The organism is Roseobacter sp. HKCC-CH-9208 (assembly GCF_037805125.1).
In the GTDB taxonomy this organism is placed as follows: Bacteria; Pseudomonadota; Alphaproteobacteria; order Rhodobacterales; family Rhodobacteraceae; genus M30B80.
The window spans coordinates 832,060-857,736 of the sequence record NZ_JBBLYK010000001.1; the positions used below are offsets into that span (position 1 = coordinate 832,060).

27 protein-coding genes and 1 tRNA gene are annotated in these 25,677 nt (G+C 54.9%); 10 read left to right on the top strand and 18 right to left on the bottom strand.

All coding sequences use genetic code 11. The features are described 5' to 3' along the window. Positions 1-28: 28 nt before the first annotated feature. From AAC621_RS04120 to AAC621_RS04145, 6 genes are all read right to left on the bottom strand, one after another. Positions 29-1,522 carry a TRAP transporter large permease gene (locus AAC621_RS04120; protein WP_340252491.1) on the bottom strand — a complete coding sequence of 498 codons (1,494 nt, stop codon included), beginning with the start codon at positions 1,520-1,522 and terminating at the stop codon, positions 29-31. Then, on the bottom strand, positions 1,515-2,069 hold the full coding sequence (locus tag AAC621_RS04125; RefSeq protein ID WP_340252493.1) for a TRAP transporter small permease: 555 nt from the start codon (positions 2,067-2,069) through the stop codon (positions 1,515-1,517). The genes AAC621_RS04120 and AAC621_RS04125 overlap by 8 nt, the downstream gene beginning before the upstream one ends. Positions 2,070-2,087: 18 nt before the next feature. Continuing rightward, a complete protein-coding gene (locus AAC621_RS04130; RefSeq protein WP_445322486.1) occupies positions 2,088-3,158 on the bottom strand; it encodes a TRAP transporter substrate-binding protein in 1,071 nt (356 codons plus the stop codon). Positions 3,159-3,352: 194 nt separating this feature from the next. Next, positions 3,353-3,706, bottom strand: coding sequence for a hypothetical protein (locus AAC621_RS04135; protein WP_340243444.1), 354 nt, complete (start codon positions 3,704-3,706; stop codon positions 3,353-3,355). A gap of 261 nt (positions 3,707-3,967) precedes the next feature. After that, entirely contained in the window at positions 3,968-4,408 is a 441-nt protein-coding gene (locus AAC621_RS04140) for a YqaA family protein (RefSeq protein WP_340252495.1), read from the bottom strand. Continuing rightward, positions 4,405-4,818, bottom strand: a complete 414-nt coding sequence (locus tag AAC621_RS04145; protein WP_340252497.1) for a VOC family protein — start codon at positions 4,816-4,818, stop codon at positions 4,405-4,407. The genes AAC621_RS04140 and AAC621_RS04145 overlap by 4 nt, the downstream gene beginning before the upstream one ends. A gap of 292 nt (positions 4,819-5,110) precedes the next feature. Between AAC621_RS04145 and AAC621_RS04150 the strand changes: the two genes are divergently transcribed. Next, positions 5,111-5,374, top strand: a complete 264-nt coding sequence (locus AAC621_RS04150; protein WP_340252499.1) for a hypothetical protein — start codon at positions 5,111-5,113, stop codon at positions 5,372-5,374. A gap of 529 nt (positions 5,375-5,903) precedes the next feature. Here the strand turns inward: AAC621_RS04150 and AAC621_RS04155 are convergent. The 3 genes from AAC621_RS04155 to AAC621_RS04165 form a co-directional block, all read right to left on the bottom strand. After that, positions 5,904-6,071 carry a hypothetical protein gene (locus tag AAC621_RS04155; RefSeq protein WP_340252501.1) on the bottom strand — a complete coding sequence of 56 codons (168 nt, stop codon included), beginning with the start codon at positions 6,069-6,071 and terminating at the stop codon, positions 5,904-5,906. 400 nt (positions 6,072-6,471) lie between these two features. Continuing rightward, entirely contained in the window at positions 6,472-7,365 is an 894-nt protein-coding gene (locus AAC621_RS04160) for a heparin lyase I family protein (RefSeq protein ID WP_340252503.1), read from the bottom strand. Between the two features lie 422 nt (positions 7,366-7,787). Continuing rightward, positions 7,788-7,877 (bottom strand) — tRNA-Ser (locus AAC621_RS04165). 210 nt (positions 7,878-8,087) lie between these two features. Here AAC621_RS04165 and AAC621_RS04170 point away from each other — a divergent pair. After that, positions 8,088-8,468 carry a hypothetical protein gene (locus AAC621_RS04170; protein ID WP_340252505.1) on the top strand — a complete coding sequence of 127 codons (381 nt, stop codon included), beginning with the start codon at positions 8,088-8,090 and terminating at the stop codon, positions 8,466-8,468. Here the strand turns inward: AAC621_RS04170 and ychF are convergent. After that, the gene (gene ychF, locus AAC621_RS04175) at positions 8,465-9,562 is read right to left on the bottom strand and encodes a redox-regulated ATPase YchF (protein WP_340252507.1); all 1,098 of its coding nucleotides are present in this window, start codon (positions 9,560-9,562) and stop codon (positions 8,465-8,467) included. The genes AAC621_RS04170 and ychF overlap by 4 nt on opposite strands. Before the next feature lie 141 nt (positions 9,563-9,703). Here ychF and trpA point away from each other — a divergent pair, with 141 nt between their 5' ends. Then, complete coding sequence (gene trpA / locus AAC621_RS04180) at positions 9,704-10,498, top strand: tryptophan synthase subunit alpha (protein WP_340252509.1); 795 nt, start codon at positions 9,704-9,706, stop codon at positions 10,496-10,498. A 60-nt stretch (positions 10,499-10,558) separates the two neighbouring features. Next, positions 10,559-11,722 carry an alpha-hydroxy acid oxidase gene (locus AAC621_RS04185; RefSeq protein WP_340252511.1) on the top strand — a complete coding sequence of 388 codons (1,164 nt, stop codon included), beginning with the start codon at positions 10,559-10,561 and terminating at the stop codon, positions 11,720-11,722. On the opposite strand, the gene AAC621_RS04190 is transcribed toward AAC621_RS04185, so the two are convergent. After that, positions 11,719-12,864, bottom strand: a complete 1,146-nt coding sequence (locus AAC621_RS04190) for an MFS transporter (protein ID WP_340252513.1) — start codon at positions 12,862-12,864, stop codon at positions 11,719-11,721. The two genes, AAC621_RS04185 and AAC621_RS04190, sit on opposite strands and share 4 nt — an antisense overlap. Positions 12,865-13,082: 218 nt before the next feature. Between AAC621_RS04190 and AAC621_RS04195 the strand changes: the two genes are divergently transcribed. The 3 genes from AAC621_RS04195 (at position 13,083) to AAC621_RS04205 (ending at position 14,943) form a co-directional block, all read left to right on the top strand. Then, positions 13,083-13,715 (top strand): 50S ribosomal protein L25/general stress protein Ctc, encoded by a 633-nt coding sequence (locus AAC621_RS04195; RefSeq protein WP_340252515.1) that lies wholly within the window; start codon positions 13,083-13,085, stop codon positions 13,713-13,715. 109 nt (positions 13,716-13,824) lie between these two features. Continuing rightward, positions 13,825-14,514 carry an aminoacyl-tRNA hydrolase gene (pth, locus tag AAC621_RS04200; protein ID WP_340252517.1) on the top strand — a complete coding sequence of 230 codons (690 nt, stop codon included), beginning with the start codon at positions 13,825-13,827 and terminating at the stop codon, positions 14,512-14,514. A 63-nt stretch (positions 14,515-14,577) separates the two neighbouring features. Beyond that, positions 14,578-14,943 (top strand): DUF2237 family protein, encoded by a 366-nt coding sequence (locus tag AAC621_RS04205; RefSeq protein ID WP_340252519.1) that lies wholly within the window; start codon positions 14,578-14,580, stop codon positions 14,941-14,943. Between the two features lie 56 nt (positions 14,944-14,999). Here the strand turns inward: AAC621_RS04205 and trpB are convergent, their stop codons facing one another. The 7 genes from trpB to AAC621_RS04240 all read right to left on the bottom strand — a co-directional run bounded on the left by trpB (position 15,000) and on the right by AAC621_RS04240 (position 21,643). Next, positions 15,000-16,226: a tryptophan synthase subunit beta gene (gene trpB / locus AAC621_RS04210; RefSeq protein WP_340252521.1), complete on the bottom strand. Its 1,227-nt coding sequence runs from the start codon at positions 16,224-16,226 to the stop codon at positions 15,000-15,002. A 74-nt stretch (positions 16,227-16,300) separates the two neighbouring features. Beyond that, positions 16,301-16,942: a phosphoribosylanthranilate isomerase gene (locus AAC621_RS04215; RefSeq protein WP_340252522.1), complete on the bottom strand. Its 642-nt coding sequence runs from the start codon at positions 16,940-16,942 to the stop codon at positions 16,301-16,303. 6 nt (positions 16,943-16,948) lie between these two features. Further along, entirely contained in the window at positions 16,949-17,323 is a 375-nt protein-coding gene (locus tag AAC621_RS04220) for a LapA family protein (protein WP_340252523.1), read from the bottom strand. A 23-nt stretch (positions 17,324-17,346) separates the two neighbouring features. Beyond that, positions 17,347-17,625, bottom strand: a complete 279-nt coding sequence (gene ihfB, locus AAC621_RS04225; protein ID WP_340252525.1) for an integration host factor subunit beta — start codon at positions 17,623-17,625, stop codon at positions 17,347-17,349. Positions 17,626-17,977: 352 nt separating this feature from the next. After that, a complete protein-coding gene (locus AAC621_RS04230) occupies positions 17,978-19,645 on the bottom strand; it encodes a hypothetical protein (protein WP_340252527.1) in 1,668 nt (555 codons plus the stop codon). 361 nt (positions 19,646-20,006) lie between these two features. Then, complete coding sequence (locus AAC621_RS04235) at positions 20,007-20,675, bottom strand: transaldolase family protein (RefSeq protein ID WP_340252529.1); 669 nt, start codon at positions 20,673-20,675, stop codon at positions 20,007-20,009. Then, positions 20,672-21,643 (bottom strand): carbohydrate kinase family protein, encoded by a 972-nt coding sequence (locus AAC621_RS04240; protein ID WP_340252531.1) that lies wholly within the window; start codon positions 21,641-21,643, stop codon positions 20,672-20,674. Before AAC621_RS04240 ends, AAC621_RS04235 begins: the two co-directional genes overlap by 4 nt. A gap of 465 nt (positions 21,644-22,108) precedes the next feature. Between AAC621_RS04240 and betI the strand changes: the two genes are divergently transcribed. Genes betI through betB form a run of 3 tightly spaced genes read left to right on the top strand, consistent with a single transcriptional unit; the run spans position 22,109 to position 25,675 of the window. Continuing rightward, positions 22,109-22,690, top strand: coding sequence for a choline-binding transcriptional repressor BetI (gene betI, locus AAC621_RS04245; RefSeq protein WP_340252533.1), 582 nt, complete (start codon positions 22,109-22,111; stop codon positions 22,688-22,690). Further along, positions 22,687-24,195 (top strand): choline-sulfatase, encoded by a 1,509-nt coding sequence (gene betC / locus AAC621_RS04250; RefSeq protein WP_340252535.1) that lies wholly within the window; start codon positions 22,687-22,689, stop codon positions 24,193-24,195. The genes betI and betC overlap by 4 nt, the downstream gene beginning before the upstream one ends. 25 nt (positions 24,196-24,220) lie before the next feature. After that, a complete protein-coding gene (betB, locus tag AAC621_RS04255) occupies positions 24,221-25,675 on the top strand; it encodes a betaine-aldehyde dehydrogenase (RefSeq protein ID WP_340252537.1) in 1,455 nt (484 codons plus the stop codon). Positions 25,676-25,677: the final 2 nt, after the last annotated feature.

The window sequence follows — 25,677 nt, forward strand, 5'->3', positions numbered from 1 at the left end:
CTAGCCCGCAGCGCGGCACGAGCAAGGCTTAGATCAGCCAGATCAAAGTGATCGCAGGAAAGGCCACCAATAAGGCCACGCGCAACAGATCACTGGTGACAAAATAAAGAACCGCCCGATAGGTGGCCGAGACAGGCGTGTCGCGATCCATTGCGGAAATCACAAAGAGGTTCATCCCAACAGGTGGCGTAATCAACCCCGTTTCCACCACAATCAGCACAAGGATGCCGAACCAAATAGCCACCAATTCGGCCTCCATCCGCGCGACACGCGCCTCTGTCAAATTGATCCCCAATGCCCGCGCCGTATCTTGGGCAAGGGGGAGGCCTGCCTCCAAGGCGGCCCGCGCCTCGGCCAATTGATCCGCTGCAAAGCCAGAGAGATCACCGCGCAGAATCTCGGCCACAGCCTCAAGCTGTAGCAAAGTGAAATCCAACAGGCCAAAATCAAGGGATAAGATGACAGGGAAAAAAATCGGTATCGTGAGAAGGATCATCGACAAGCTGTCCATGACGCAGCCAAACAGCAGGTAAAGGCACAAGATCAGCAAGAGGATCACATAGGGGTTCCATCCCAGCCCCCCAACCCATTCGGCCAAGCCTTGCGGCACTTGGGTGAGGGCAAGAAACCCATTGAAATAGGCAGCGCCTAGAATGATGAAAAATATCATCGCGGTCGAACTTGCCGTTTGCAGCAGGCTTTGCGCGAGGGTTTCGCGCGTCAAACCGCCCTGCGCCCAAGCCACACCACCCGCACCAAGCGCGCCGATTGCAGCGCCCTCGGTGGGGGTGAAAATGCCCCCATAAATGCCGCCCACCACCACCAAAAACACTGCCAACACAGGCCAAGTTGCGCGCAAAGCCCGCGCGCGCATCGCCCAAGGGGCACGCGGGCTCAGCCTGCCTTCCTGAGGGTGGCGGCGCATATAAATCGCAATGGCCGCCATATACCCAAGGGCCGCCAAAACCCCAGGGATCAGCGCGGCGGCGAAAAGCTTAGCGATATTTTGTTCCGTCAGGATCGCATAAATCACCAAAACGATGGAGGGGGGGATCAAAATGCCCAAGGTGCCCCCTGCCGCCAATGTAGCGGTGGCAAGCCCCCCCGAATAGCCCTTGACGCGCAGTTCGGGCAAGGCAACCCGCCCCATCGTGGCCGCTGTGGCCAGGGAGGAGCCGCAAATGGCCCCAAAGCCCGCACAGGCCCCAATCGCAGCCATCGCCACCCCACCCCGCCGATGCCCTAAGAAAGAGGCCGCCGCATCAAAAAGCGCACGGCTCATTCCACCCAAAGTGGCGAAATGGCCCATCAATAGAAACATCGGGATGATGGAGAGCGCATAATTTGAGAATATCGTGTAGCTTTCACTGCGCAGTCGCCCTAAGGCCAAACTGGCGTCCCCCTGCACGGCAGACAGGCCCAAAAAGCCAACCCCAAACATTGCCAACCCAATCGGGATGCGCAGAAAAATCAGCGCAAGCAAGGTCGGAAAAGACAGGATGCCGATCCAAACATCACTCATCTTGCGACCCTTGCCCAAATTGGCGCATCGCTAGATAGAGCGCGACTATGGCCGCCACCCAAGCCGCAATGACAGCCGCCGCTTGCGGCATCCATACGGGAATGGCGAGGATGAACGAGGTCTGACCTGATTGATATTTTGACCATGTTCCCACTGACAACATGGCCGCCATGACGGCAAATGCCGTGGCAAATCCCCATGCGCTCAAGTGATTACTTCCCCTCTTCACGCTGCGGAGCAGATAGGGGGTCAAAAGGTCAACCCGTGCATGCGCCCGCTGCAAAGACGCAAGGGGCATGAAGGCGAAAATGACAAATCCTAGGGCCGCTTCGACCAATTCAAAATCACCACGAATAGACCCAAGGCCCAGATCAATCAGCGCTTGTGCGAAAGGCAGACTATCACGCAGGCCATGAGCAAGGTCGCTAGAGGCGCGCCCAAAAACGGACAGGCCCACCATCACAATCACAGCGCATAAAACAATGCCCCCCGCGAGGGCCATTACAATCGCCACGCGATGAAAGAACCTGTCCAACATGGGGCGCATATCCCCTTCCACTTGGGCTTAGGGGTTTGCGGCCTCATATTCGGCCATCAAGGCGCGCGCCTCATCAATCAGAGCCGCGCCATCACGCCCCTGCGCCGCCATATCGGCCACCCATGCCTCGTATACAGGCGCGGCAAGATCGCGCCATTGGGCTGCATCCGCCTCTGGGATCGTGATGATTTCGTTTCCCAAATCCACGGCAATATCGCGTGCAGGCACATCTGCGGCTTGCTGTGTGCGTCCCGCAAAAACGGAGAACTCTAGCCCTGAATTTGCGTCAATGACCGCCTTCAGATCATCGGGCAGCCCCGCGTAAACATCCTTATTCATCGCCATAACAAAGGTGAGGTTATAGACGGCAGGCCCTTCGAATTCGGTGTGATAAGAGATCAACTCAGCCACGCGCACAGAGGATGTAACCTCCCACGGGAAGGTCGCACCATCAATCACGCCGCGCGAAAGAGCCTCGGGAACAGCGGGGGCAGGCATACCAACTGGTTCGGCCCCCAATTGCTCTAGCAGTTGGTTCACAAGTCGCGAGCCACCACGGATTTTCATCCCCTCAAGGTCACTGGGCACTGAAATGGGCGCATTGGCGTGGAACACGCCCGGGCCATGCACCCAAGTCCCCAAAACATGGTAATCGGCGAATTCACCTTGCGCCATGTGCCGCTCGAACATCGCCCAATAGGCGTATGAGGCCGCTGCCGCATCTTCGACCATGAAGGGCAGCTCAAAAACCTCAGTGGTGGGGAAGCGGCCGGGGGTATAGCCCACCACAGTCCAAACAATATCCGCCACACCATCGCGGAGTTGGTCAATCAATTCAGGCGGCGTGCCGCCAAGCTGCATAGATGGATAGCGTTCAATCTCAATCCGACCGCCAGAGGCCGCTTCGACATTATCGGCCCAGACATCCAAAATCTGCGCAGGCACAACGGATTGTGCGGGCAAGAATTGGTGAAGTCGTAACGTCACCTCTTGCGCATGAGACATAGAGGGGAGCGCAGCAAAGCCAACGGCCGCCGCTATCAAGCTGCGCCGTATCAACCCAGTGAGTTTATTTGAAAGTCCTGAAAAAGAGGTCATCACCAACCATCCCCCAAAATGATAGCCCAAGATTCATATCCGCAAGATAGGCACGGCCAATTGCGTTTGCTATCACGCTGATAAACCCTGCCATGGGGCATGTGAAAGACCTATTTCGCCAATCTGCGCCCTCAATGCTGCGACACTGCGCCTACCAAAGGCGACTTGCGGCGCAGTTCAGGGCGCGTTTTGGCTTAGGCTTGCTCTTTCATCAAGCGAGTGCGCAGCGCAAAATAGTTCTCGACCTCTGCCTTCAGGCTGTTGGACAAGGTCAGGGTTTTGCGGCTTTTCTTGGCGCCAAATTGCACCTCCAAAGCGCCATTCGAAATTTGCGCGCGCAGGAAATTGGATAGCGTCAATCGGGTCACACTGCCCGTTTTGCACATGTCGATATAGTCGTTGATGCCATAGGTTTCATCGCCATCTAGGACATAGATATTGCACAGCAATTCCCAATGCGCTGGCGAACGCATGAAACCTTTCAAAACTGGAAATCGGCTTGTTTCGGCCAATAGATTAAGATCGACCAGCGCCATCTGCTTTGACATCAAACTACCCTCACCAACTAACATACGAAACCAAAACGCCGCCCCAAACTACTAAATGGGCAGCGCTGCTTGAGACGAGCCTATAAAATTACTACCTATCATAAAAGATCAAAATGATAATTTTTTTGATTTGCCTAATTTCCGCTTTTAACCATCAAAACGAAAACAGCGTATGGGGCGACTTTCCCACTTCGTACGCCGTCACACGCCCCGCCTTATTTGCTGGATCACCTTAATAACGCGCTTAGTTCAGACCCATGCTCAAAAGAAGCGCACAGCACCCAAAACAGTAGTCGCCAAAGCGATGTATCGACCAAATTTGGCGATGCCGACAACCAATACAAACCGCCAAAGAGGCTCGCGCATCACCCCTGCAGCAAGGGTAATGGGATCACCAATAATCGGCACCCATGAGGCCAGAAGGCTGATCCAACCCCAACGCTGATAGCGTTCTTGCGCACGGGCTAAGTTGGCGCGGGATATCGGAAACCAGCGTTTATCGGCTTGGGTTGCCGCAACGCACCCCAAACCCCAATTGACACAAGAGCCCAAAACATTGCCAATCCCCGCGACCAAAACCAACACCCAGATGGGATAGGTCTGGCCAAGGATTAGCCCAACCAACACCGCCTCAGATTGTGCAGGGATTAGGCTAGCCGCGAGGAAGGCCGCCCCAAACAGAAGCCACAAACCCCCCATCATACGGCTTGGTGCACCTCGATCACATTGCCCTCGGGATCATAGAAAAAGACTTGATGCCATTCTTTAGCAAAGGCTGTCCCGTAATCGGAATAAGGAATGTTACGTTGGTCAAGCAGCGCCATAAAGGCTGCAATGTCATCTGTGCGAAAGGCAATATGCCCACGTTCGACAGGGTTGATCACCTCATCATTGCGAAAGGCAACAGATAAATCCTTCGTGGCCAAATGCATCTGCATCTGCCCATCCGTGGCAAAGCGAATTTTACCGTCATAACCGCTTCGCGATGTTGCCTCAGGGCGGGGGAAGGACTGGATTGGGATATCGTCTAGACCCAAAACATCAGTGTAGAACGCGTGCAACTTATCCACATCTTCGGAGACGAAATTGATATGGTGAAATTCTAGCTTCATGGTGCGGGCCTTTGTTGTCGAGGATCTTTGTCCCAACTATAGGCGCAAAGACCCTGCAAATGCCAAGGGCTTAATCCGCCGTCACATGGACAGGCAAAGCGGCGCGCAATCCTTGCGACCAAATCAAATTCAACCAATCGCAAAAGGCTGTCGCAAAGCGAGGACAAACCCTACGGCTAAGGGCACTGCCATTGGTGTCTTAACTGCAAAACTGTGCGCAGATTGACCTTACGCCTTGCCTTTCGCGCCACTGCACTAAGTCAGCGGAACTGACATGATTTAGGAGGCGAGGATGAATGACCAATCAATGACCCGTGACATGGCGCAAAAAGGCCAAATTGATCTAAAAGCGCGTTATGCCCAGTCACAGGTATCAATCAAACAACAACAGCTGAAACGCGAAGCAGCAGGCTATGCAGTCGGTGCGTTTTTGGGATGGTTCGGTGAAATGACCAGCGGCAAAGGCCCGTTGGCCTGCGCCGTGTGCCTGTCCAAAGCGGCCTGTGCGACTTTTGCAATCGCGGCCCCAATCTATTTTTTGTCGCAAATGATGTGATCATGCGTGAGAAAAAAGCAATGCGAAAGAGGGGTCAGTGGTGGCCTCCTTTCCATTTAGTTCAACCAGACGTATATGTTTCCGAAGTTCGATCGGACATGAGGCGATCTATGACTTGAAGGGTATTTTCAAAGGACATGAAAGGGGTGGAAGACGGTATGCTTAGACCACATAAGGGACAGGCCATCTTCTGGAGTGTCGGTTCAGCAGAGGCCGTCTTCCACATCCATGTTAACAGAAAAGACACCGAAAATCCACGTTTGATCTCCAAGTCACCGCTCTATTTGTTATCAGTGGCTTAGAAAACCAATATACAGCAGCGTCCTACCTTAGCCCCCCTATCAGTAGAAATAAGACCCTCCCTACGATGGAAATGAGCAGAGAGGCTAACGGGTAAAGTTGCTGACGTAACAGAGGGTCATTCTCTGCTAGGAAGCGGGAGGGGGGCTGCACCACCACGCAGCGTCAGTGTCACGCCAGCGTTACAACTATAGGGCGAATATAGCCATGTGTAAACTTTTGTAATTAATCAGATAGAACGCTGAACAGATACCACAGTTCTTGCTTCAGGCAGGATGTTCAGCACAGCCATCGAAGCTTGAGTTGAATCACGAGCATATATTAGCTGCCCATCAATCTTTTGGCCTTGAGCATCTAGATAATCCACAAGGTATGGCTTGAGTTTAGCTTGGTTCATTGCTGTGCTTCCCGTGTTGCTATGTGAGAAATACGGCTGATTGACTTTGATGGATCAGTATTGGGTCGCAGCAGGTGCGTTAATGTAATCTATCCTGAGGCCCCCTCTCAATGGAAATAAGGCCGCCCCTACGATGGAAATGAGCAGAGAGGCAGGAGGCTGACTAACCGCCTTCTGATACGCATCTGGAGGCTACAGAGTAATACAGACAGCTTTCTCAAACTTGACGGTCTGGTGTTTACAAATCCTAAATCGGATAGATGTCTGCTTATTACTTCTTTCGTTGCGTCATCAGCAGGTTCGACCACAGGTGACAACACCTCCCGATATTCATGGATCGGAAAGAAGCTCATGTCGTCTGGGCCAAGGAGTTTTGTCAATTCAAATGCCCTAGACCTTTTCAGTTATTGTCGTAGATCATTCTGACATCCACTGCTTCTCGTGAAGAGCCAACACGAACCTCATCGTAATAGGCCACAAAAGTTGGCAGCTCTACGCCCCAATCATACAAGAAGGGAGTATTGCTTGGCGATCTGGCGATGTGACCACTATCTTCATGTAAATCGACAAACTGATCCGCAGTCACACGCCTTGTCGCATTTCTTGAAAGCCATCGGCTCACGTAGGAGTTGTAGATGCCGTAACGGAACGAGAGTCTATCGGTAGTTGATAGATCCAGCATTTCTTGGCTAATCAATGGGCCTGACCAGCCACAGCGACTACGCTGACCGTTTACCCAAAATTCGAGACTTCTAGATTCCTGAGGACGCAAGCGATAGTCAGCTTTAACAACTATGTCCGTCCAGCGACCACGCATCTGCGATAGCCATACAACTGGGCAATATGTTCCAAAATTTGGAGCATTTTCAATCACCAAACTTAATGCGCCACGCTTGATTTCGAGTGACCACATAGGGCCTCTCCAGTCCTTAAGTTTAACTTGGCCCATGAGAGTATTAGCTGGTGATATGTCTTGAAAATCTTCTGGAAGGTATATTGACCAACCATACCAAATGGTTTCGCCAACAGATGTATTTTCAGCTTGATAGGACTGTAACAATTCAATGCGCTGACGGTCATTATCGCAGTCATAGCCTCTGCAATCACCATGTCTTAGCTCAAACCTCTGTGATGTGTCACCGACACGTGCGTGATCGCTAGATGTCGATATCGAATAAGGTTGATTTCCTGAGATTTCGTTTACTTCTGCACCGTTCAGGCCATCTACGCCGCTAGACACACAACCAGCTAAAGCCCAAATAGCTATTGAGCAAACAAATGAACGTAATCGCATCAGCGTTCCACTCCATAGTCGCAATAACACCAACTTCGAGTACGAGCATAACACAGACGTGGCTACCATTGTTAAACCAAGTGAAAGCAAAAGCTACTTGATACACTTGCAAAAAATTGATCTTCCACGTCCACGTGCATCTGATCCCCCGTAGAGATGGAGATGTAGATAATCCTCGTGGTGGTGTGCGTGGGGTTATTCCGAATAAGCAGAGTTATTGATTGTCGTTAGACGGGTCGGCGGAGACGTGGCCGAGGGGTCGAAGGCGCTCCTGATTCCAAGGTATGTGACCTATACGCAACAACGCCCGATAACCGACAAAACGACACTACCTGAGAAACAGATAGCAGGGGTGGTGAATGTAGGTGGTTTTTCTGATCTTTCGACCCATAAATAACTTATATTTCAGTTGCTTAGGTTTGTGGCGGAGACGATGGGATTCGAACCCACGAGACGGTTTCCCGTCTACTCCCTTAGCAGGGGAGCGCCTTCGACCACTCGGCCACGTCTCCGCCGACCCGTCTAACGACATGGGCGCGCAGGGGCAAGGGGGGAAATCGTGCGAAATGCGATGGGGCATGGGCAAAGCCCTTGCCGCGCGCGTGGCGACAGACATAAGCTGATCCGGCTAAACTAGGTTTTATCGGGGTACCATTGGTGGAGGCTTGGCAAGATTTGGTCGGGGGCGACCTGACGCAAGCGGAAGAGTCGTTGATCGAGGCGTGCCTTGGCTTGTCGGATTTTGGCTGATCGCCACCATGCTTGCCCAATTCGCTTGGAAAGCAGGCGATATGGTGCCGAATTCCGATGTGATCCTGACATCCGACAATTGGGCGGAAATACATGCTGCGACCAATCCCGCAGAGTCATGGAAGGCCACCCCTGAAGGGCAGTCTTGGGAAACATTCAACCGCTATGTTTGGGTGGCGGATTTGGTCGTCCCAATCCTTGATTTTGGTCAGACGCAGGCTTGGACACCCTCAACCAATCTGGGGCTTGCGGGTGACGTCCTTTGGGTCGCCAAGCCGATTTTGATAGGCTTTGGCTGGATCGTGCTTGCCTTTGCCGACGCAGGGGTCACGGGCGTGGCGCGGCGGGATTAGGCGTTGAAGAGGAAATGCAGCACATCGCCATCTTTGACGATATAGCTTTTGCCCTCGACCCGCATTTTGCCTGCATCCTTGGCCGCAACCTCACCGCCCAAGGTGACGTAGTCCTCATAGGCGATGGTTTCGGCGCGGATGAAGCCGCGCTCGAAATCGCCATGGATCACGCCTGCGGCTTGTGGCGCGGCGGTGCCGTGGCGGATCGTCCATGCGCGGGCCTCTTTCGGGCCAACGGTGAAATAGGTTTCCAATGCCAGAAGGTCATAGCCCGCGCGAATAAGGCGGTCGAGACCTGCCTCCTCTAACCCCATTTCGCCCAAGAACACGGCGGCATCCTCAGCGGGCAATTGGCTGATTTCTTCCTCAATCGCGGCAGAGATCACAACACATGCCGCCCCTTGCGCCTTGGCCATCTCCTCAACCCGCGCGGAGAGGTCATTGCCCGTGGCGGCAGAGGCTTCGTCCACATTGCAAACATAAAGCACGGGCTTTGTGGTCAGCAGTTGTAGCATCTTCCACGCTTTCGCGTCATCCTCGGCCAGCTCGACCATGCGGGCGGGTTTGCCCTGCTCTAGCATCGCCTGCGCCTCTTTCAAAAGGCGCTCTTGTTGCACCGCCTCTTTGTCGCCACCGCGCACTTTGCGGGTCAGGTTTTGCAGGCGTTTCTCGATGCTTTCGAGATCAGCGAGCATCAATTCGGTTTCGATGGTTTCAGCATCTGCCACGGGGTCAACGCGGCCTTCCACATGGGTCACATCATCATCAATGAAGCAGCGCAACACTTGGGCGATGGCATCGGTCTCGCGGATATTGGCTAGGAATTGGTTGCCCAACCCCTCGCCCTTAGAGGCCCCGCGCACGAGGCCCGCAATATCGACAAAGGTCATACGGGTTGGAATGATCTGTTTTGAGCCTGCTATCGCGGCCAATTTCTCAAGGCGCGGGTCAGGCACGGCTACATCGCCAACATTCGGCTCGATGGTGCAAAAGGGGAAATTCGCGGCCTGAGCGGCTGCGGTTTTGGTCAAGGCGTTGAACAGCGTGGATTTCCCAACATTGGGCAGACCCACGATTCCCATTTTGAAACCCATTGCAGCGACCTCCGTGATGCGCGTTGGCTGCCTTCTAGGGCGAAGTGCGCGGCGGGGCAATGGCCCGAACCCGTCAGGCCCCATTGATTTCCGCCGCTATTTGCCGCAAACCCCAAACGAACGATTTCGCAGGAGGCATCTATGACACGGATCGACACCACTTTTGCGCGGCTGGCCCAAGAGGGCAAGAAGGCCTTTGTCGCCTATGTCATGGCGGGCGATCCTGATTACGACGCCTCGCTTGAGTTGATCAAAGCCCTGCCTGCGGCGGGTGTGGATATCATCGAATTGGGCCTGCCCTTTACCGATCCAATGGCGGATGGCTCGACCATTCAGCTTGCGGGGCAGCGCGCTCTTGAAGGGGGGCAGACCCTCGACAAAACGCTGCAAATGGCGCGTGAGTTGCGCAAAACCGATAATGACACGCCGATTGTGATGATGGGATATTACAACCCGATTTACAGCCGTGGTGTGGATCGCTTTTTGGAGCAAGCCAAGGAGGCAGGCATTGACGGCTTGATCATCGTTGATTTGCCCCCCGAAGAAGACAGCGAGCTGTGCATTCCCGCGCAAAACGCAGGGTTGAATTTCATCCGTCTTGCGACACCGACCAGTGATGACAAACGCCTGCCCAAGCTGTTGGAAAACACATCAGGCTTTATCTACTATGTTTCGATCACGGGCATCACAGGGGCCGCCAATGCGCAGGCGGGTGATGTTGGGCCAGAGGTGGCACGGATCAAATCCCAGACCGATCTGCCCGTGATTGTGGGCTTTGGCATCAAAACGCCTGAGGCCGCCGAAGCGATTGCCGGCGTTGCCGATGGGGCGGTCGTGGGGTCAGCGATTGTCAGCCTGATTGAGCAGGGAAAAACCGTGCCAGAGATCACCGCCTTTGTGAAATCCTTGGCCGATGGGGCGCATCGCGCCAAATGATTGCGGGCCTTCGCAAGAATTGGTAAGACTTCCTTACCAGCCTTGCGGAGGAGTGCCACCATGCCCGTCATCACCGAAATCGAAGACCTGCGCCGCTTGCATCAAAAGCGCACGCCAAAGATGTTTTACGATTACGCTGAATCGGGCAGCTGGACAGAGCAGACCTTCCGCGAAAACTCATCCGATTTTGACCTGATCCGCCTCCGCCAACGGGTGGCGGTCGATATGTCAAACCGCAGCACAGCCTCGACCATGATTGGCCATGATGTGGCGATGCCCGTGGCCTTGGCCCCTGTTGGGCTGACGGGTATGCAGCGCGCTGATGGCGAGATCAAAGCGGCGCGGGCCGCAGAAAAATTCGGCGTGCCCTTCACCCTCTCGACTATGTCGATCTGTTCTATCGAAGACGTGGCGGAACATACCAGCAAACCCTTCTGGTTTCAGGTCTACACGCTCAAAGACGATGATTTCATGACGCGGCTGTTTCAGCGCGCGAAAGAGGCAAAATGCTCGGCCATCGTGATTACAGTGGACTTGCAGCTTTTGGGTCAACGTCACAAAGACATCAAAAACGGGCTATCAGCGCCGCCCAAATTCACTGTGAAATCCGTGGCTGATATGATGACCAAAGTGCAATGGGGCCTTGGGATGCTCGGCACCAAGCGGCGCTTCTTTGGCAACATTGTGGGTCATGTGGACGGGATTGATGACCCCTCCTCGCTCAGTTCGTGGACGGCGCAAGCCTTTGATCAAAGCCTTGATTGGGAGCGCATTAAACAATTCCGAAAAATGTGGGATGGCCCTGTGATCATCAAGGGCATCTTGGATGCTGAAGATGCAAAAATGGCTGCAAAAGTTGGCGCCGATGCCATTGTTGTGTCCAATCATGGCGGGCGGCAATTGGATGGGGCCCTCTCCTCCATCCGTATGTTGGAGCCAATTTTGGAAGCGGTTGGCGACAAGATTGAAGTCCATCTCGACAGTGGCATTCGATCTGGGCAGGATGTCCTTAAGGCCTTAGCCATGGGGGCGAAGAGTACCTACATCGGGCGCGCCTTCGTCAACGGGCTTGGCGCTATGGGGGAAGCAGGCGTCACCCGCGCTTTGGAAGTAATCCATAAGGAACTCGACAGCACGATGGCACTGTGCGGCGAGCGTGATGTGAAGGCGCTTGGCCGTCATAACCTGCTTGTTCCTAAACACTTTAGCGGCGAGTGGGGCTAAACCCCGCTGATGCGCCCCTCTTGTCCGCCACGCGCAGGTGAGAGGGGGCGCAGCGCACGCGTGCAGATCAGCGGGATGATGAGCAAAATCACTGCAATCATGCCAAAAGCCACCCGCAGACTGGCCAGTTCTGCCATCCATCCCATTGTTGCAGGGGCGAGCAAAAACCCCGCAAAACCAATGACAGACACGCGGGCGATGATCCGTGTTCTTTCCCCAGACCTTGCGAGTTGCCCCGCCAAACCAAGCGCCAAAGGCGCAATAATCGACACGCCCAGTCCTTGGATTGCAAATCCTGTATAGGCCATCCCAGGCGACACTGCTAAGGCGGCGATCACCGCCCCCGCCGCCGAGACCAACGCCGCGCGCGAAACCATACGCAGCCTATCATGCGCCTGCGTTAGAAAATGCCCTGCAAGACGGCCAATCCCCATGGTTAGGCCCAACATGAAAGGCCCAATCGCGCCTTCGACAGCCCGCCCACCTAGCGAGCGTTCAATGTGCAAGGCAGACCAACTTTCCATCGCGGCCTCTGACATGAAGCCAAACATTACCACCAATCCAGGCCAGATCACCAAACCCGACCAGAACGGCACTAAATCAACGCCCTGCACCGTTTCGCCATCTCCCGAAACACCTACAAAAAAAGATGGGCTGCGCAAAATGGGCAGTGCCAAAGCAACGATGACCCCCAACCCCAAAAACACCTGCAAGGCAGAGGCGTCAAATTCCCGCGCCGTGCCTGCACTCAATGCAGCAAGCGCGTAGGCGAAAGAAAAGATCGCATGATTAAGTGACATAAGCGGACGCCGAAAGGCTGCCTCTGCCTCTGAGACGCGGGCATTGATAATAACATCCGTCAGCCCCGAAGCCGCCCCCGCTAAAACCATTCCAATGCCAAATTCCAAGGGGCGGCTTGCCGCACCCAAAACCGCAAACGACAAGGCCAATAGACCCGCGCCAAGGGGCAGCCCCCATTTTCCCAAATGCCGATCTACCCGCGGCGCCAACCACATTGCGGTGACAAGCCCCAAAGCAGACATCAGCAAAAGCGTGCCAAAGAGCCCATCACCGGCCCCAATCTGCGCTTTGATTTGCGGGGCAAGCGCCGCATAAGAGCCCCAAAAGATTCCCAAAACCATAAAGCCAAATACAGGCCTGATGGTCAGCGAAAGATCCTGTCTAATTTTGGCGAGCGCATGCATGCTGAAATCGCTACCCCGCCGATTGGAATGGCTCAAGCGATATATGTACAAAATGGCGGATTTAGCTCTGGTCAAAGGCCGAAAATGCTTGTAAGAGCGCGGTTTCACGGGCCCGACACCCTTGGAGGCGGCCCATAACATATGGAGATATAGCTATGGCTGGTGAGATTCCTGATCTTATCGCCGAGGCACGGACGGGGACAGGCAAGGGGGCCGCTCGTCAAGCTCGCCGTGAAGGCAAGGTGCCCGGTATTGTGTATGGCGGTGGGGCTGACCCTCTTGCAATTCAAATCCCCTTTAACCAATTGCTTAAGCGCCTCAAAGAGGGCCGCTTCCTCGCGACCCTGTTCAACCTCAAGGTTGACGGTCAAGAAGATGTGCGCGTGATTTGCCGTGGCGTGCAGCGCGACGTGGTAAAAGATCTGCCGACCCATGTTGATTTGATGCGCCTACGCCGCACTTCGCGTGTTAAGCTGTTCATCCCTGTCAACTTTATCAACCATGAAGCCGCACCTGGCATCAAACGCGGTGGCGTTTTGACAGTCGTGCGTGCCGAGGTTGAGCTTTCGGTGATTGCAGGTGACATCCCTGAGGGGATTACTGTTGACCTGACAGGCCGCGGCATTGGCGATGTGATCCACATCTCTGACGTTACCCTGCCAGAAGGCGTTAAACCAACAATCGACCGCGATTTTGTGATCGCCAATATCACCGCCCCATCGGGTCTGGTAAGCGCAGATAACGAAGCCGCTGCTGAAGGCAAAGAAGAAGAAGAAGAATCCGAATAATCAGGCCGATCTTCTGACGAATTGATAAAGGCGCGAAGATTTCTTCGCGCCTTTACTTTATCATAGACTACCCTTTCACGGGACGGGCAATCGGAGTATCAAAGCGGCTATGAAACTTTGGGTTGGTCTTGGAAATCCCGGCGCGAAATATAGCCAGAACCGTCATAATATCGGGTTCATGGCCTTGGATCATATTGCCGCAGATCATGGGTTCTCTCCGTGGCGCAGCAAATTTCAAGGCCAAATCTGCGAAGGGGTTTTGGGTAGCCAAAAGGTGATCTTGCTCAAGCCAGAAACCTATATGAACCGCTCGGGGCAATCCGTGGGCGAGGCGATGCGGTTTTTTAAACTGACCGCGCAAGATGTCACAGTTTTTCATGACGAGCTTGACCTTGCCCCATCGAAACTTCGGCTTAAGTCGTCTGGGGGACATGCAGGGCATAATGGTCTGCGGTCACTACATGACCATATTGGTGAGGCTTATCAACGGGTGCGGCTTGGTATTGGTCATCCAGGCCACAAGGATCGGGTCGCAGCCTATGTTTTGTCAGATTTCTCCAAGGCCGATCAGTCTTGGCTCGAGCTGATGTTGCGGAGCATTTCGGATGGGGCCAAAGCCCTTGCTGGGGACAATGGCGCGCAGTTCCAAAATGCTGTGGCCTTACAAACCACCACACCCGTTCGCGAAACAGCGCCGAGGCGCAAATCACGCGACACGGCCCCACCCCCTGCGGAGGCAGTAGAGACACCGCAAGACAGCCGAAGCCCGTTACAGAAGCTGGTTGATCGGTTTCGATAACTTAGCGCCTTGGGTGTTCCCATCCCTCTCCCGCAAGACCTTTGGCGCGTATGAGGATAGACCATGGATAAAAGCGTAAACGTATTTGGTGCGTCGCTGCAAAGCTGCGGCCGTGATCCAATGACGGGCTTCTTTCGCAACGGGTGCTGCGACACCAGCGATGATGATTTCGGCGCGCATACTGTCTGCGCGGTCATGACCCGCGAATTTCTGGCCTTTTCAAAATATGTGGGCAATGACTTAACCACGCCCCGCCCCGAATATGGATTTCCTGGTTTAAAGGAGGGCGATCGCTGGTGCCTATGCGCCTCGCGGTTCCTACAGGCTCATGAAGAGGACGTTGCGCCAAAGGTGAACCTACACGCAACCCATATGCGTGCGCTCGAAATTATTCCGCTGAACGTATTAGAATTGCATCAGATCGAGTGACACCCGAACCGATGGTTTAGGCGCAGAGCGGGCATAAATGCGGAGAGATGTGGGGATTAGCCCTGCATCTCCCATCCCAAGGCACGGGCCACTGTGAAGATATCTTTATCACCGCGACCACACATATTCATGCAGATCAAATGATCCTTTGGCAGGGTCGGCGCGATTTTCATCACATGGGCCAAAGCATGGCTTGGCTCTAGCGCGGGAATGATGCCCTCTTGGTGGCAGCACAGCTGAAACGCCTCCAAAGCTTCGCTATCGGTGATCGAGACATATTCAGCACGGCCGATATCGTGCAGCCATGAATGCTCAGGCCCGATGCCAGGGTAATCGAGCCCCGCCGAAATCGAATGACCCTCAAGGATTTGTCCATCTTCGTCTTGCAGCAAATAGGTGCGGTTGCCATGCAGCACACCCGGACGCCCCCCTGTCAAGCTTGCGCAATGCTCCATCTTGTCATTGACGCCTTTGCCACCGGCCTCAACGCCAATGATCTGCACCTCCTTGTCATCCAAGAAGGGGTAAAACAGCCCCATCGCATTTGAACCGCCGCCAATGGCCGCAATGATCGTATCTGGCAAACGGCCTTCGGCGGCCAACATCTGTTCGCGGGCCTCTTTGCCAATGATCGCTTGGAAATCACGCACCATCGCGGGATATGGGTGCGGGCCTGCGACCGTGCCGATGCAGTAGAATGTATCGCGCACATTCGTCACCCAGTCGCGCAAGGCATCGTTCATCGCGTCTTTCAAAGTGCCACGGCCTGACGTCACAGGCACAACCTCGGCCCCAAGCAGTTTCATGCGGAACACATTGGGCGCTTGGCGTTCAACATCATGCGCGCCCATATAGACCACGCATTTCAAGCCAAATTTTGCGCAGACTGTCGCCGTGGCCACGCCATGCTGGCCCGCACCTGTTTCCGCAATAATCCGTGTCTTACCCATGCGGCGGGCCAAAATGATCTGACCCAACACATTGTTGATTTTATGCGCGCCCGTATGGTTTAGCTCATCTCGCTTGAGATAGATTTTCGCGCCGCCCAAATGCTCGGTCAGGCGTTCTGCGAAATAGAGGGGGCTCGGACGGCCGACATAATGCGTCCACAAATCATGCATTTCATCCCAGAAGGATTGATCTGTTTTGGCGCGTTCATATTGGGCTTCCAATTCCAAAATCAGCGGCATCAGGGTTTCTGACACAAACCGCCCGCCGAATTGACCAAAGCGGCCGCTTTCATCAGGGCCAGTCATAAAGCTGTTCAAGATATCATCGGGCATAGAGGCACCTTTTTTCACATTCGACCCACTGCCTAACGCGGGCGCAAGAATTGAGCAAGAGAAAGGGGCAAGGTTTAGCCCCCGTTCACCGCATCGGCAAAAGCATGGATCAGGGTAGGGTCTTTTACCCCCGCCCGACTTTCCACGCCTGATGAAACATCAACCTGCTGCGCGCCTGTCATTTGCACGGCAAGCCGCACATTGTCAGGCGTCAATCCACCTGCCAGCATCCATGGCACAGGCCATCTGCGTCCGGCTAACAACCGCCAGTCAAAAGAAAGACCGTTCCCCCCAGGAAGATCAGCATTTTTCGGCGGCTTGGCATCAATTAGCAATTGATCACTGACCGCCGCGTAATCCGCAATCTGCCCCAAATCATCCGCTTCTGCGATACCAATGGCCTTCATCACAGGCAGGCCCGTCCGCGCACGGATTTCCGCCACACGGTTAGGTGTTTCATGGCCGTGCAATTGCAAAATATCCAGCGGCACTTCGGCCAGAAGTTGATCTAGAAAGGCATCCTCTGGATCGACCACCAAACCCACCTTGGCCACGCCGACAGGAACGGCAAGCGCCAAGTCACGGGCCCGTGTCAGGCTAACCGAACGGGGTGATTTTGGGAAAAATACAAAACCCACATAGCGCGCACCCGCCTCGGCCGCAGCCACAATATCGGCAGGCTGAGAAAGGCCACAAAATTTAATGGAAATGCTCATCAGGGATCAACCAAGCCGCAAGGGCTTGCCATCCTCCAACAAGGCAAGAATGTCATCCTGACCCTCTTTCGCCCGTGCCTCGCCCTTGAGGGTTTCCAATTCCCGCGACAGGCGTGTCGCATCACGCTTCGCGCGCGATGCATCCGCACGATGCCGGTGTTCGCGTAGCCACTCCCAAACAAAGCCTAGAACCAAACCTGCGGTAATCGCACCGAAAATGATCAAGAACAGAGGGAGGGATATAGACAAATCTATCCGCAGCCACAGCGCCAAATCGGCAGGTAAAAGATTAATCACCACCGGATCGCGATTGGCAATCGCCAGAACAATCAAAACTACCGCGACACAGAGAATGAAACTCAGCTTTATTATTCGGATCACGCCTTACCCTCGCGCAGTTCTCGTTACGAATTCAATCGGTCACGCAGCAATTTGCCCGCCTTGAAGAAGGGAACATGTTTTTCTTCAACTGATACAGTCTCGCCCGTCCGCGGATTACGGCCCACGCGTGCATCACGCTTTTTCACCGAAAACGCGCCAAAGCCGCGCAATTCGACCCGATCTCCTCGCGCCATGGCTTCGATGATTTCGTCAAAAATTGCTGCCACAATCCGCTCAATATCGCGCTGATAAAGATGCGGATTTTCCTCCGCAAGTTTTTGCACAAGCTCTGATCTTATCATGTCATGCCTCCCCGCAAGCGCATGTGTGTTGCAAAACTGTATAAGCCTTTCATACGCGCCTAGGAACCGAAAAGCAGGATTTTTTTAAGGTTTGGCCGCCAGATGAGCGGATATCAGCGCGCGGGCGAGGAAATTCAGCATATCGCAGAGATGTCACATAGACCTCGCCCTATGCCGCCCATGACGGACGCTCCGCGTGATTCGTGCTAGTTTTGCCGAGCTATTTGTCCGCTGCAAAGAAGGTAGGAGCCACACACCACTTGAGTCTGTTACAGAAGAGGATATGGCTGCCGCAATAAATACAGCTGCCGATTTTCTGAGAGGCTTTCAAAGCAAACTAGTGCGTTGATTTTTATTCCCCCATGTAAATCCGTCTTGAAATTGTTTCTTCCAGCGATAGCCAACGCCTGCCCGCTTCACCTGAAGTACGATGCTCCAAGCATACTCTCTGAAGCGCCTCGAGCCTTTCTAAAGGAAGACGCTGATTGGCATCTATTTCATTAGCGGTGGTCACAAATTTTTCTGCCGCTTCCATACCGCCGAATAGTGGCGCGACATCACGGCTCATAAACTCCTCATACTGCAGCGAAGGATCCCATGAAAAACGGGCAAATGCCAAATACGATAGTTCGACCGTCGCATACCATGGCGATGGCTCACCCCAGATGGTCAGACCCGTCATCCCGGTGCGGTAACCTAATTGTGCCATTTCTGCGAAGACTGGCGCATTGAGCGCATAGCGTTCCGTACGTTCGTCACCGTTCCACTGGCAAGCAAATTGACAGCGCAGCACATTTGGCTGCATTGGAAGTTCTTCAACGTAGCTTTTTGTCAGCTCGGCGGAGATCCGTTTCCAATAGGTGCGATTGGTAGTGTGCTGATATATACCGCCAACTGGCAATCTGCGCTGCGCCTCCAACGAAACGGGATCTAACAGATTGTCCCATTGGATCTCCGAGTATATCCAGGTGTCAGGTCGTGCTTTGCGAGCCGCATTAAATAGACGAGGAAAATTATCTGCCATATCCGTATGCGACCAGTAATCGCCATGCACATCACGACGACGAGCGGCTTCCTTCTCATTAGCACGACGCGCGACACATCGAGAACATCCACAAACACCATAATCTCCGGCCTCGATGTTTATACCACCTACTTCAAAAGTCTCGCAGAGCCAGCTAACGCCCTCTTCCATCCAAGCCATGGTTTCAGGTGCAGAGGGGCAGGCAGAAAGCGTATAATCAGAACGTGGAAAGTTGAGAGGGAAGGCAAGGTCACAAATCTGAAAACCGACGCCTTTCTCCAGCGTCGCGGCAGCTTGCGGGTTCTTCTTTAGCCATGTGGCTAGATTATATTGATTGTCCCCCTCCCAATAGACGCCGCCATACGAACCAATGGCTATACCGGGCAAAATGCGCACGCCGCGCTCTTTGGCATAGCTGCATAACTCCTTAGCGGCTTCAACGCCGCCATGACTGTCTCGCAGGAAGCCATAAATAACAATCGCAGCGATACGGTTTTTCGAGCAGAAATCGACACAGCGTTTATAGTCGCGCAGAAAGCCCCCAGGTGGTTTACCATAAGGATTAAAAACGCCTATTTCCTGTTGGCCAATCTGAGACAGCTCCCAATTCGTGGAATGATCCCAAGTCCAAAAAGTGCGATATGCTAGACCCGGCGCGTCTTCAAAAGTCTCCGAAGGTAATGCCATGCGCGCTTTGTCAGAGCCGCCTTGAGAAATTAGCTCCTCAATGGCATAAATAACGCCAGAAAACGGTCCACCAATTATATCAACTTTTGCAGGAGTGTTTTCGTTTATATCAGTTTGGATGCGAAACGAGCCTTCAGGCATTGATCGATTTTCATGTAAAAACAGGCAAGGAGTTGAATCCGGTGGCAATGTGACGGCTTGCCATTTTATGTCAGGGTATTCCTCGCGCAATCTACGTAGAGCATGAACGTGATCATGCCCTCCAATTACTGCTACCGAACCTGAAAAGTCACCACGCTCTCGTTTCATTGCGCATTTCTGTTTGACTTCTAAAACTTCTCTTGCAGCTCCGTTGTTGTAGAATGCCAGAAGTACGCCAAATATGCACTAACAATTAAATTGGGATAGTCAGATTAGGCTGCTCAAATCTACCAACCCATGACCAAGGCCCGCGGTCCGAGGCGCGCGGTCTGAATATGGGGTCCCCGCCCCCTGCCCTAGCTTATCAATATCCCGAATTGAGCCAAGTAACACCGGACCATTTTTGGCACCCATATGGCACTCTATATCAATGTTATATTATAACATAAATAGAGGGGTTGGCTAAGATGTACTTTCCAAGTTAGTTCCTGCTCAGGCTCTTAGGCTGAAAATATTATGGCAAGAGCAATCAGGTCAGACCCGATTTTGCTATGGCTTCGAAATCTTCAAATGCCGCGACGCTTAGACCGCACTCCAAGAGTGAACGAGCGACACTAGGCGCAATTGTGAAGCAGTCATGCCCAATATCGGCAAGCGACACCATCTGGTCAGGTGAACGCAATGACGCCACTAGGACAGAGCAGGGTTTTTCGCATCCGTTATTCATTTGCGCCATCGTCGCTAGATGACCCATTGCGTCTACCCCGGCCTCCATCATCCGGCCAAAGTATGGAGCAATAAAATCCGCTTCCAGAGCCTGGGCCACGAACATTTGTTTGGCATCATAACAGGCAGTCATCAAAATCCGTCCTCCCAGTTCTTTTATGCCTGGCGTGGCACGAATTGCTGCCTCTACTAGTGGAATTTTCACAATTGTTTCGATGCCTGACTTCCGGCCTGCCTCATATAGCTGGCCGGCCCAGTCAACGTATCCTTCTATCGGACCAAAAACCTGCGCATGAAGCTCCACAGCGCCTAGATCCACGGCCTCAGCCGCCATACTCGTCCAATCGACATTCGGATAATCTAGACCTGCGCGTGCCGCCAATATCGGGTTCGTCGTAATGCCTCGAAATATCTGCGTTGGCATTAGGTCACGCCATTCTTGGCGATCAGCGGTGTCGAGATAAAGCTTCATAGTCTCTCTTCTAACAAGGCCTGCTCTAACCGCTCTGCAAAAGGCGGATCACAGCCCTCTTTAGTACAATTAAGACACGCGGCGTATATCGCACGTTTTATTAATGAAGCAAGATTATCTGACGTAATCTGATCAAGGGCGTTAGATGTCAATTGATCATTGTTGGCCAAACCAGCAAGCAAGGTGCCCATGAATGTATCGCCAGCGCCTATGGTATCGACCAGTCCACTGAATTGGGGATTGGCAAGGCTCAGGTAATGTTGAGGAGTCCAAGCTTCAGCGCCCTCCGGGCCCTTGGTCAAAACAACTAGTTTAGCTGTAGTTTGCTCGCGCAGTTTTGTAATGGCATTTAAATAGTCCAGGCCAGGGTACAGCCAGTCTAAATCTTCATCGCTAAGTTTGACGATGCTTGAGTTGGTTAATAGTCGCGAAATTCGTTTCCTGTAGCTAACAGGATCAGTGATCAACGAAGCACGCACATTTGGGTCGAGAGAGGTGCAGATGCCAAGTCTCGCGGCATCAATGAAAGCCTTTTCCCAAACAGCTGCATCTGAACCGTCTGCCAGAGCTAATGACCCGATGTGGAAATGCGTTGCAGCGGCAGGAAAGGCTGACTGCAAGATTTCAGTGGTCACCATGCGTTCAGCAGTACCATCTCTCAAAAACTGGTATTTTGGCACCCCTTGTTCGAGCGTGACGATTGCTTGCGTAGTCGGCGCCGCAAGACGTGGTCCAGAGGTGACAACTCCCTGATCTTGTAGATGTGCCGCCAAGCGGTCGCCGAATGCATCGGACGAAATCGGCGTGATGTAATGAGTAGTTATTCCCTGACGCGCAAGGGCGACGGCTACGTTGTAGGGTGAGCCGCCTAGGTTGTGAAAGTAACCATCAGGCGCACTACCGCTTTGATCTTGGATGGAGTCGATGAGATTTTCACCACCGACGGCAATCAGGGATTTAGGTGGCATTAGCATTAAGTGCACGCGCTCTATCTAAGTTATTGATTTAATGGCGATCCCTCGAGGACTCGAACCCCGAACCTGCTGATTAGAAGTCAGCTGCTCTATCCAGTTGAGCTAAAGGACAAGTAAGCATTATAATCCAAATATTCTGAATAAATCAGATTTTCAAGAAGCACTAAACCACGCTATGCTTCGCAAACTTACCCCAATTTGTCTCGCTGAAAGTCTCGCTGATAAATGCCCACCGTATCTTGCTACATCGATCGATCAAAAATCGACAAATTCACCAAACAGCAAAGAGCCATGCCCGCCGGCCAGCGCCGATCCGGCGCTCAAACCCAAGGCCAACAGGCTGCACGCGGTCCGCGTAGGGATGGTCATTTCGAAATTTCCCTGTTCCGGTCTTTTTATTGATTGACCAGTCAATTAAAATTATGTTTCTTGCGGCGATACAATCAATAAGGGAACCCCATGCCGCGAACGGGTATGATGGCACTTCGGAAAGACGCGCTTGTCAAGGCGACGATTGGCGAGATCGGGCGAAAAGGGTCGCTGGATGTGACCATGGGCCAGATCGCGCGGGCGGCTGGGGTCTCTTCGGCCCTGGCGCATCATTATTTCGGCTCCAAGGATGATCTGTTGCTTGCCGCGATGCGGGCGATTCTTTCCGAATTCGGGCTGAAGGCGCGGCGCGCCCTTGCCGCCGCCCACACCCCCCGCGCGCGGCTTTCGGCGCTGGTGCAGGCAAGCTTCGGCGGACGCAATTTCCAGCCCGAGGTGGTGGCGGCATGGTTGAATTTCTACGTGCTGGCCCAAACCCAACCACAGGCCGCGCGGCTTTTGCGCATTTATCAACAGCGCCTTGTCGCCAATTTGATCCATGCCGCGCGCCCGCTTTGCGATGATCCGGTCGGCTTGGCGCGCACGGCAGCGGCGCTGATCGACGGGCTTTATATCCGCCACGCCTTGGCCGATGCCGGACCACCCGACGCGGGTGCGGCCATCGCCACGCTCGAGACCTATCTCGACCTTGCCACGGGACAGCGCCCATGAGCCGCCCCAATATCCTGATCGTGATGGTCGACCAGCTGAACGGGACGCTCTTTCCCGACGGCCCGGCCGATTGGCTGCACGCCCCGCACCTCAAGGCCTTGGCCGCCCGCTCGCTACGCTTCGCCAACAGCTACACCGCAAGCCCCCTTTGCGCGCCCGCCCGCGCCAGCTTTATGTCCGGCCAGCTTCCGTCGCGCACGGGGGTCTATGATAATGCGGCGGAATTCGCCTCCTCCATCCCCACCTATGCGCATCACCTGCGCCGGGCGGGCTATCAGACCTGCCTGTCGGGCAAGATGCATTTCGTCGGCCCCGATCAGCTGCACGGGTTCGAAGAGCGCCTGACCACCGACATCTACCCCGCCGATTTCGGCTGGACACCCGATTACCGCAAACCGGGCGAGCGGATCGACTGGTGGTATCACAACATGGGCAGCGTGACCGGCGCAGGCGTGGCCGAGATCACCAACCAGATGGAATATGACGACGAGGTCGCCTTTGCCGCCGAGCAAAAGCTCTATGACCTTGCGCGGGGGCGTGACGACCGGCCCTGGTGCCTGACCGTCAGCTTCACCCATCCGCATGACCCCTACGTCGCCCGGCGCAAATACTGGGATCTATACGAAGATTGCGCGCATCTGATGCCAGATGTGCCCGCCCTGCCCTATGAGGATCACGACCCCCACGCCCAGCGCATTTTCGATGCGAATGATTGGCGGAATTTCGAGATCGCCGAGGATGACATCGTCCGGTCCCGCCGCGCCTATTTCGCCAATATCTCCTATCTCGACGATAAAATCGGCGGCTTGCTGGACGTGCTGGAACGGACCCGGCAAGAGGCGATCGTGGTCTTTGTCTCTGACCATGGGGATATGCTTGGGGAACGCGGCCTGTGGTTCAAGATGAACTTCTACGAGGGTTCGGCCCGCGTGCCCTTGATGATCGCGGCCCCCGGTCTTGACCCGCGCCGCGTCGATGACCCGGTTTCGACCATCGACCTGTGCCCAACGCTGTGTGATCTGGCGGGCGTGTCGATGGCCGATGTCATGCCCTGGACGGATGGCGAAAGCCTGTTGCCGCTGACCCAAGGCCGCCGCCGGACCAGCCCCGTCGCGATGGAATACGCCGCCGAGGCCAGCATCACGCCGCTGGTGGGGCTGCGCCAAGACCGCTGGAAATACACCAACTGCGCCGCCGACCCCGAGCAGCTGTTCGACCTTGGGGCCGACCCGCAGGAACGCGTGAACCTTGCCGATGACCCCGCCCATGCCGCTACGCTGGAACGGTTTCGCGTCATGGCCGCCGGCCGCTGGGATCTCGAAGCCTTCGACGCCGCCGTCCGCGAAAGCCAGGCGCGCCGCTGGGTCGTTTACGAAAGCTTGCGCAACGGCGCCTATTATCCTTGGGATTTCCAGCCGCTGCGCGCCGCCTCCGAACGCTTCATGCGCAACCATATGGACCTGAATGTCCTTGAAGAAAATCAACGCTACCCCCGGGGCGAATAGCCCCCGAACCAAAAAAAGGGAGGGAATGATGCAAGCCCAACCCAAAGCCAGCCATTTCGTGAACGGCGCCTATCTCGAGGATACCGAGGGCACCGCCCTACCCGTGATCTTTCCCGGCACGGGCGACACCATCGCAAAGCTGCACGAGGCGACACCGGCGGTGATCGAAGCGGCCTTTGCCGCCGCCAAAGCGGCCCAAGGGCCATGGGCGGCGCTGATGCCCGTGGAACGTGGCCGCATCCTGCGCCGCGCGGCCGACATCATCCGCGACCGCAACCGCGCATTTTCGGAGCTTGAGACACTCGACACCGGCAAGCCGATCTCGGAAACGCTTGTGGCCGATGCCACATCGGCCGCCGATGCGCTGGAATATTTCGGCGGTCTAGCGGGCACGCTGACGGGCGAGCATGTGCCGCTCGGGGCCGATTGGGCCTATACGATGCGCATCCCCTTGGGCGTCTGCGTGGGGCTGGGCGCGTGGAATTACCCCACCCAAGTCGCGGCATGGAAAGCGGCGCCAGCACTTGTCTGCGGCAACACGATGGTTTTCAAGCCCAGCGAACAAACCCCGCTATCTGCCTTGAAACTGGCCGAGATCCTGATCGAGGCGGGCGCACCGCCCGGTGTCTTCAACGTGATCCAAGGGGCGGGAAGCGTGGGCCGCGCGCTGGTCGAGGATGCCCGCGTCGCCAAGGTTTCGCTCACCGGATCGGCCGAGACAGGCAAAAAGGTCTATGCCGGGGCGGCGGCGCAGATGAAGCATGTCACGATGGAACTGGGCGGCAAGTCGCCCCTGATCATCTTCGACGATGCCGATCTGGAAAGTGCCGTGTCGGCCGCGATCAACGCCAATTTCTTCGCCACCGGCCAAGTCTGCTCCAACGGCACGCGCGTCTTCGTGCACAGAGGGATCAAGGACGCATTCCTAGCGCGTCTGACCGCCCGTCTGGCCCGCGCCGTCATCGGCGACCCACGCGAGGAGGCCACGACTTTCGGCCCCATGGTCAGCGAGGAACAGCTTGCCATCGTCCTGCGCTACATCGAGATCGGCAAGGCCGAGGGCGCGCGGCTGATTACGGGCGGCGCGCGGCTCGACCGGCCCGGTGCCTTCGTTGCGCCCACGGTTTTCGCCGATGTCACCGACGAGATGACCATCGCGCGCGAAGAGATTTTCGGCCCTGTCATGTCCGTCCTCGACTTCGACACCGAGGAAGAGGTCATCACGCGCGCCAATGCCACCGATCTGGGCCTGTCAGGCGCGGTCTTTACCCGTGACCTCGCGCGCGGCCACCGCGTCGTTCACGCGATCGAGGCGGGATCGGTCTGGATCAACCAATACAACCTGACGCCGGTCGAAGTGCCCTTCGGCGGCGTCAAGGGCTCGGGCGTGGGGCGCGAAAACAGCCGTGCCGCGATCGAGGCCTATTCCCAGCTCAAGACCGTCTATGTCGGCATGACCCCGGTGGAGGCGGCCTATTGATG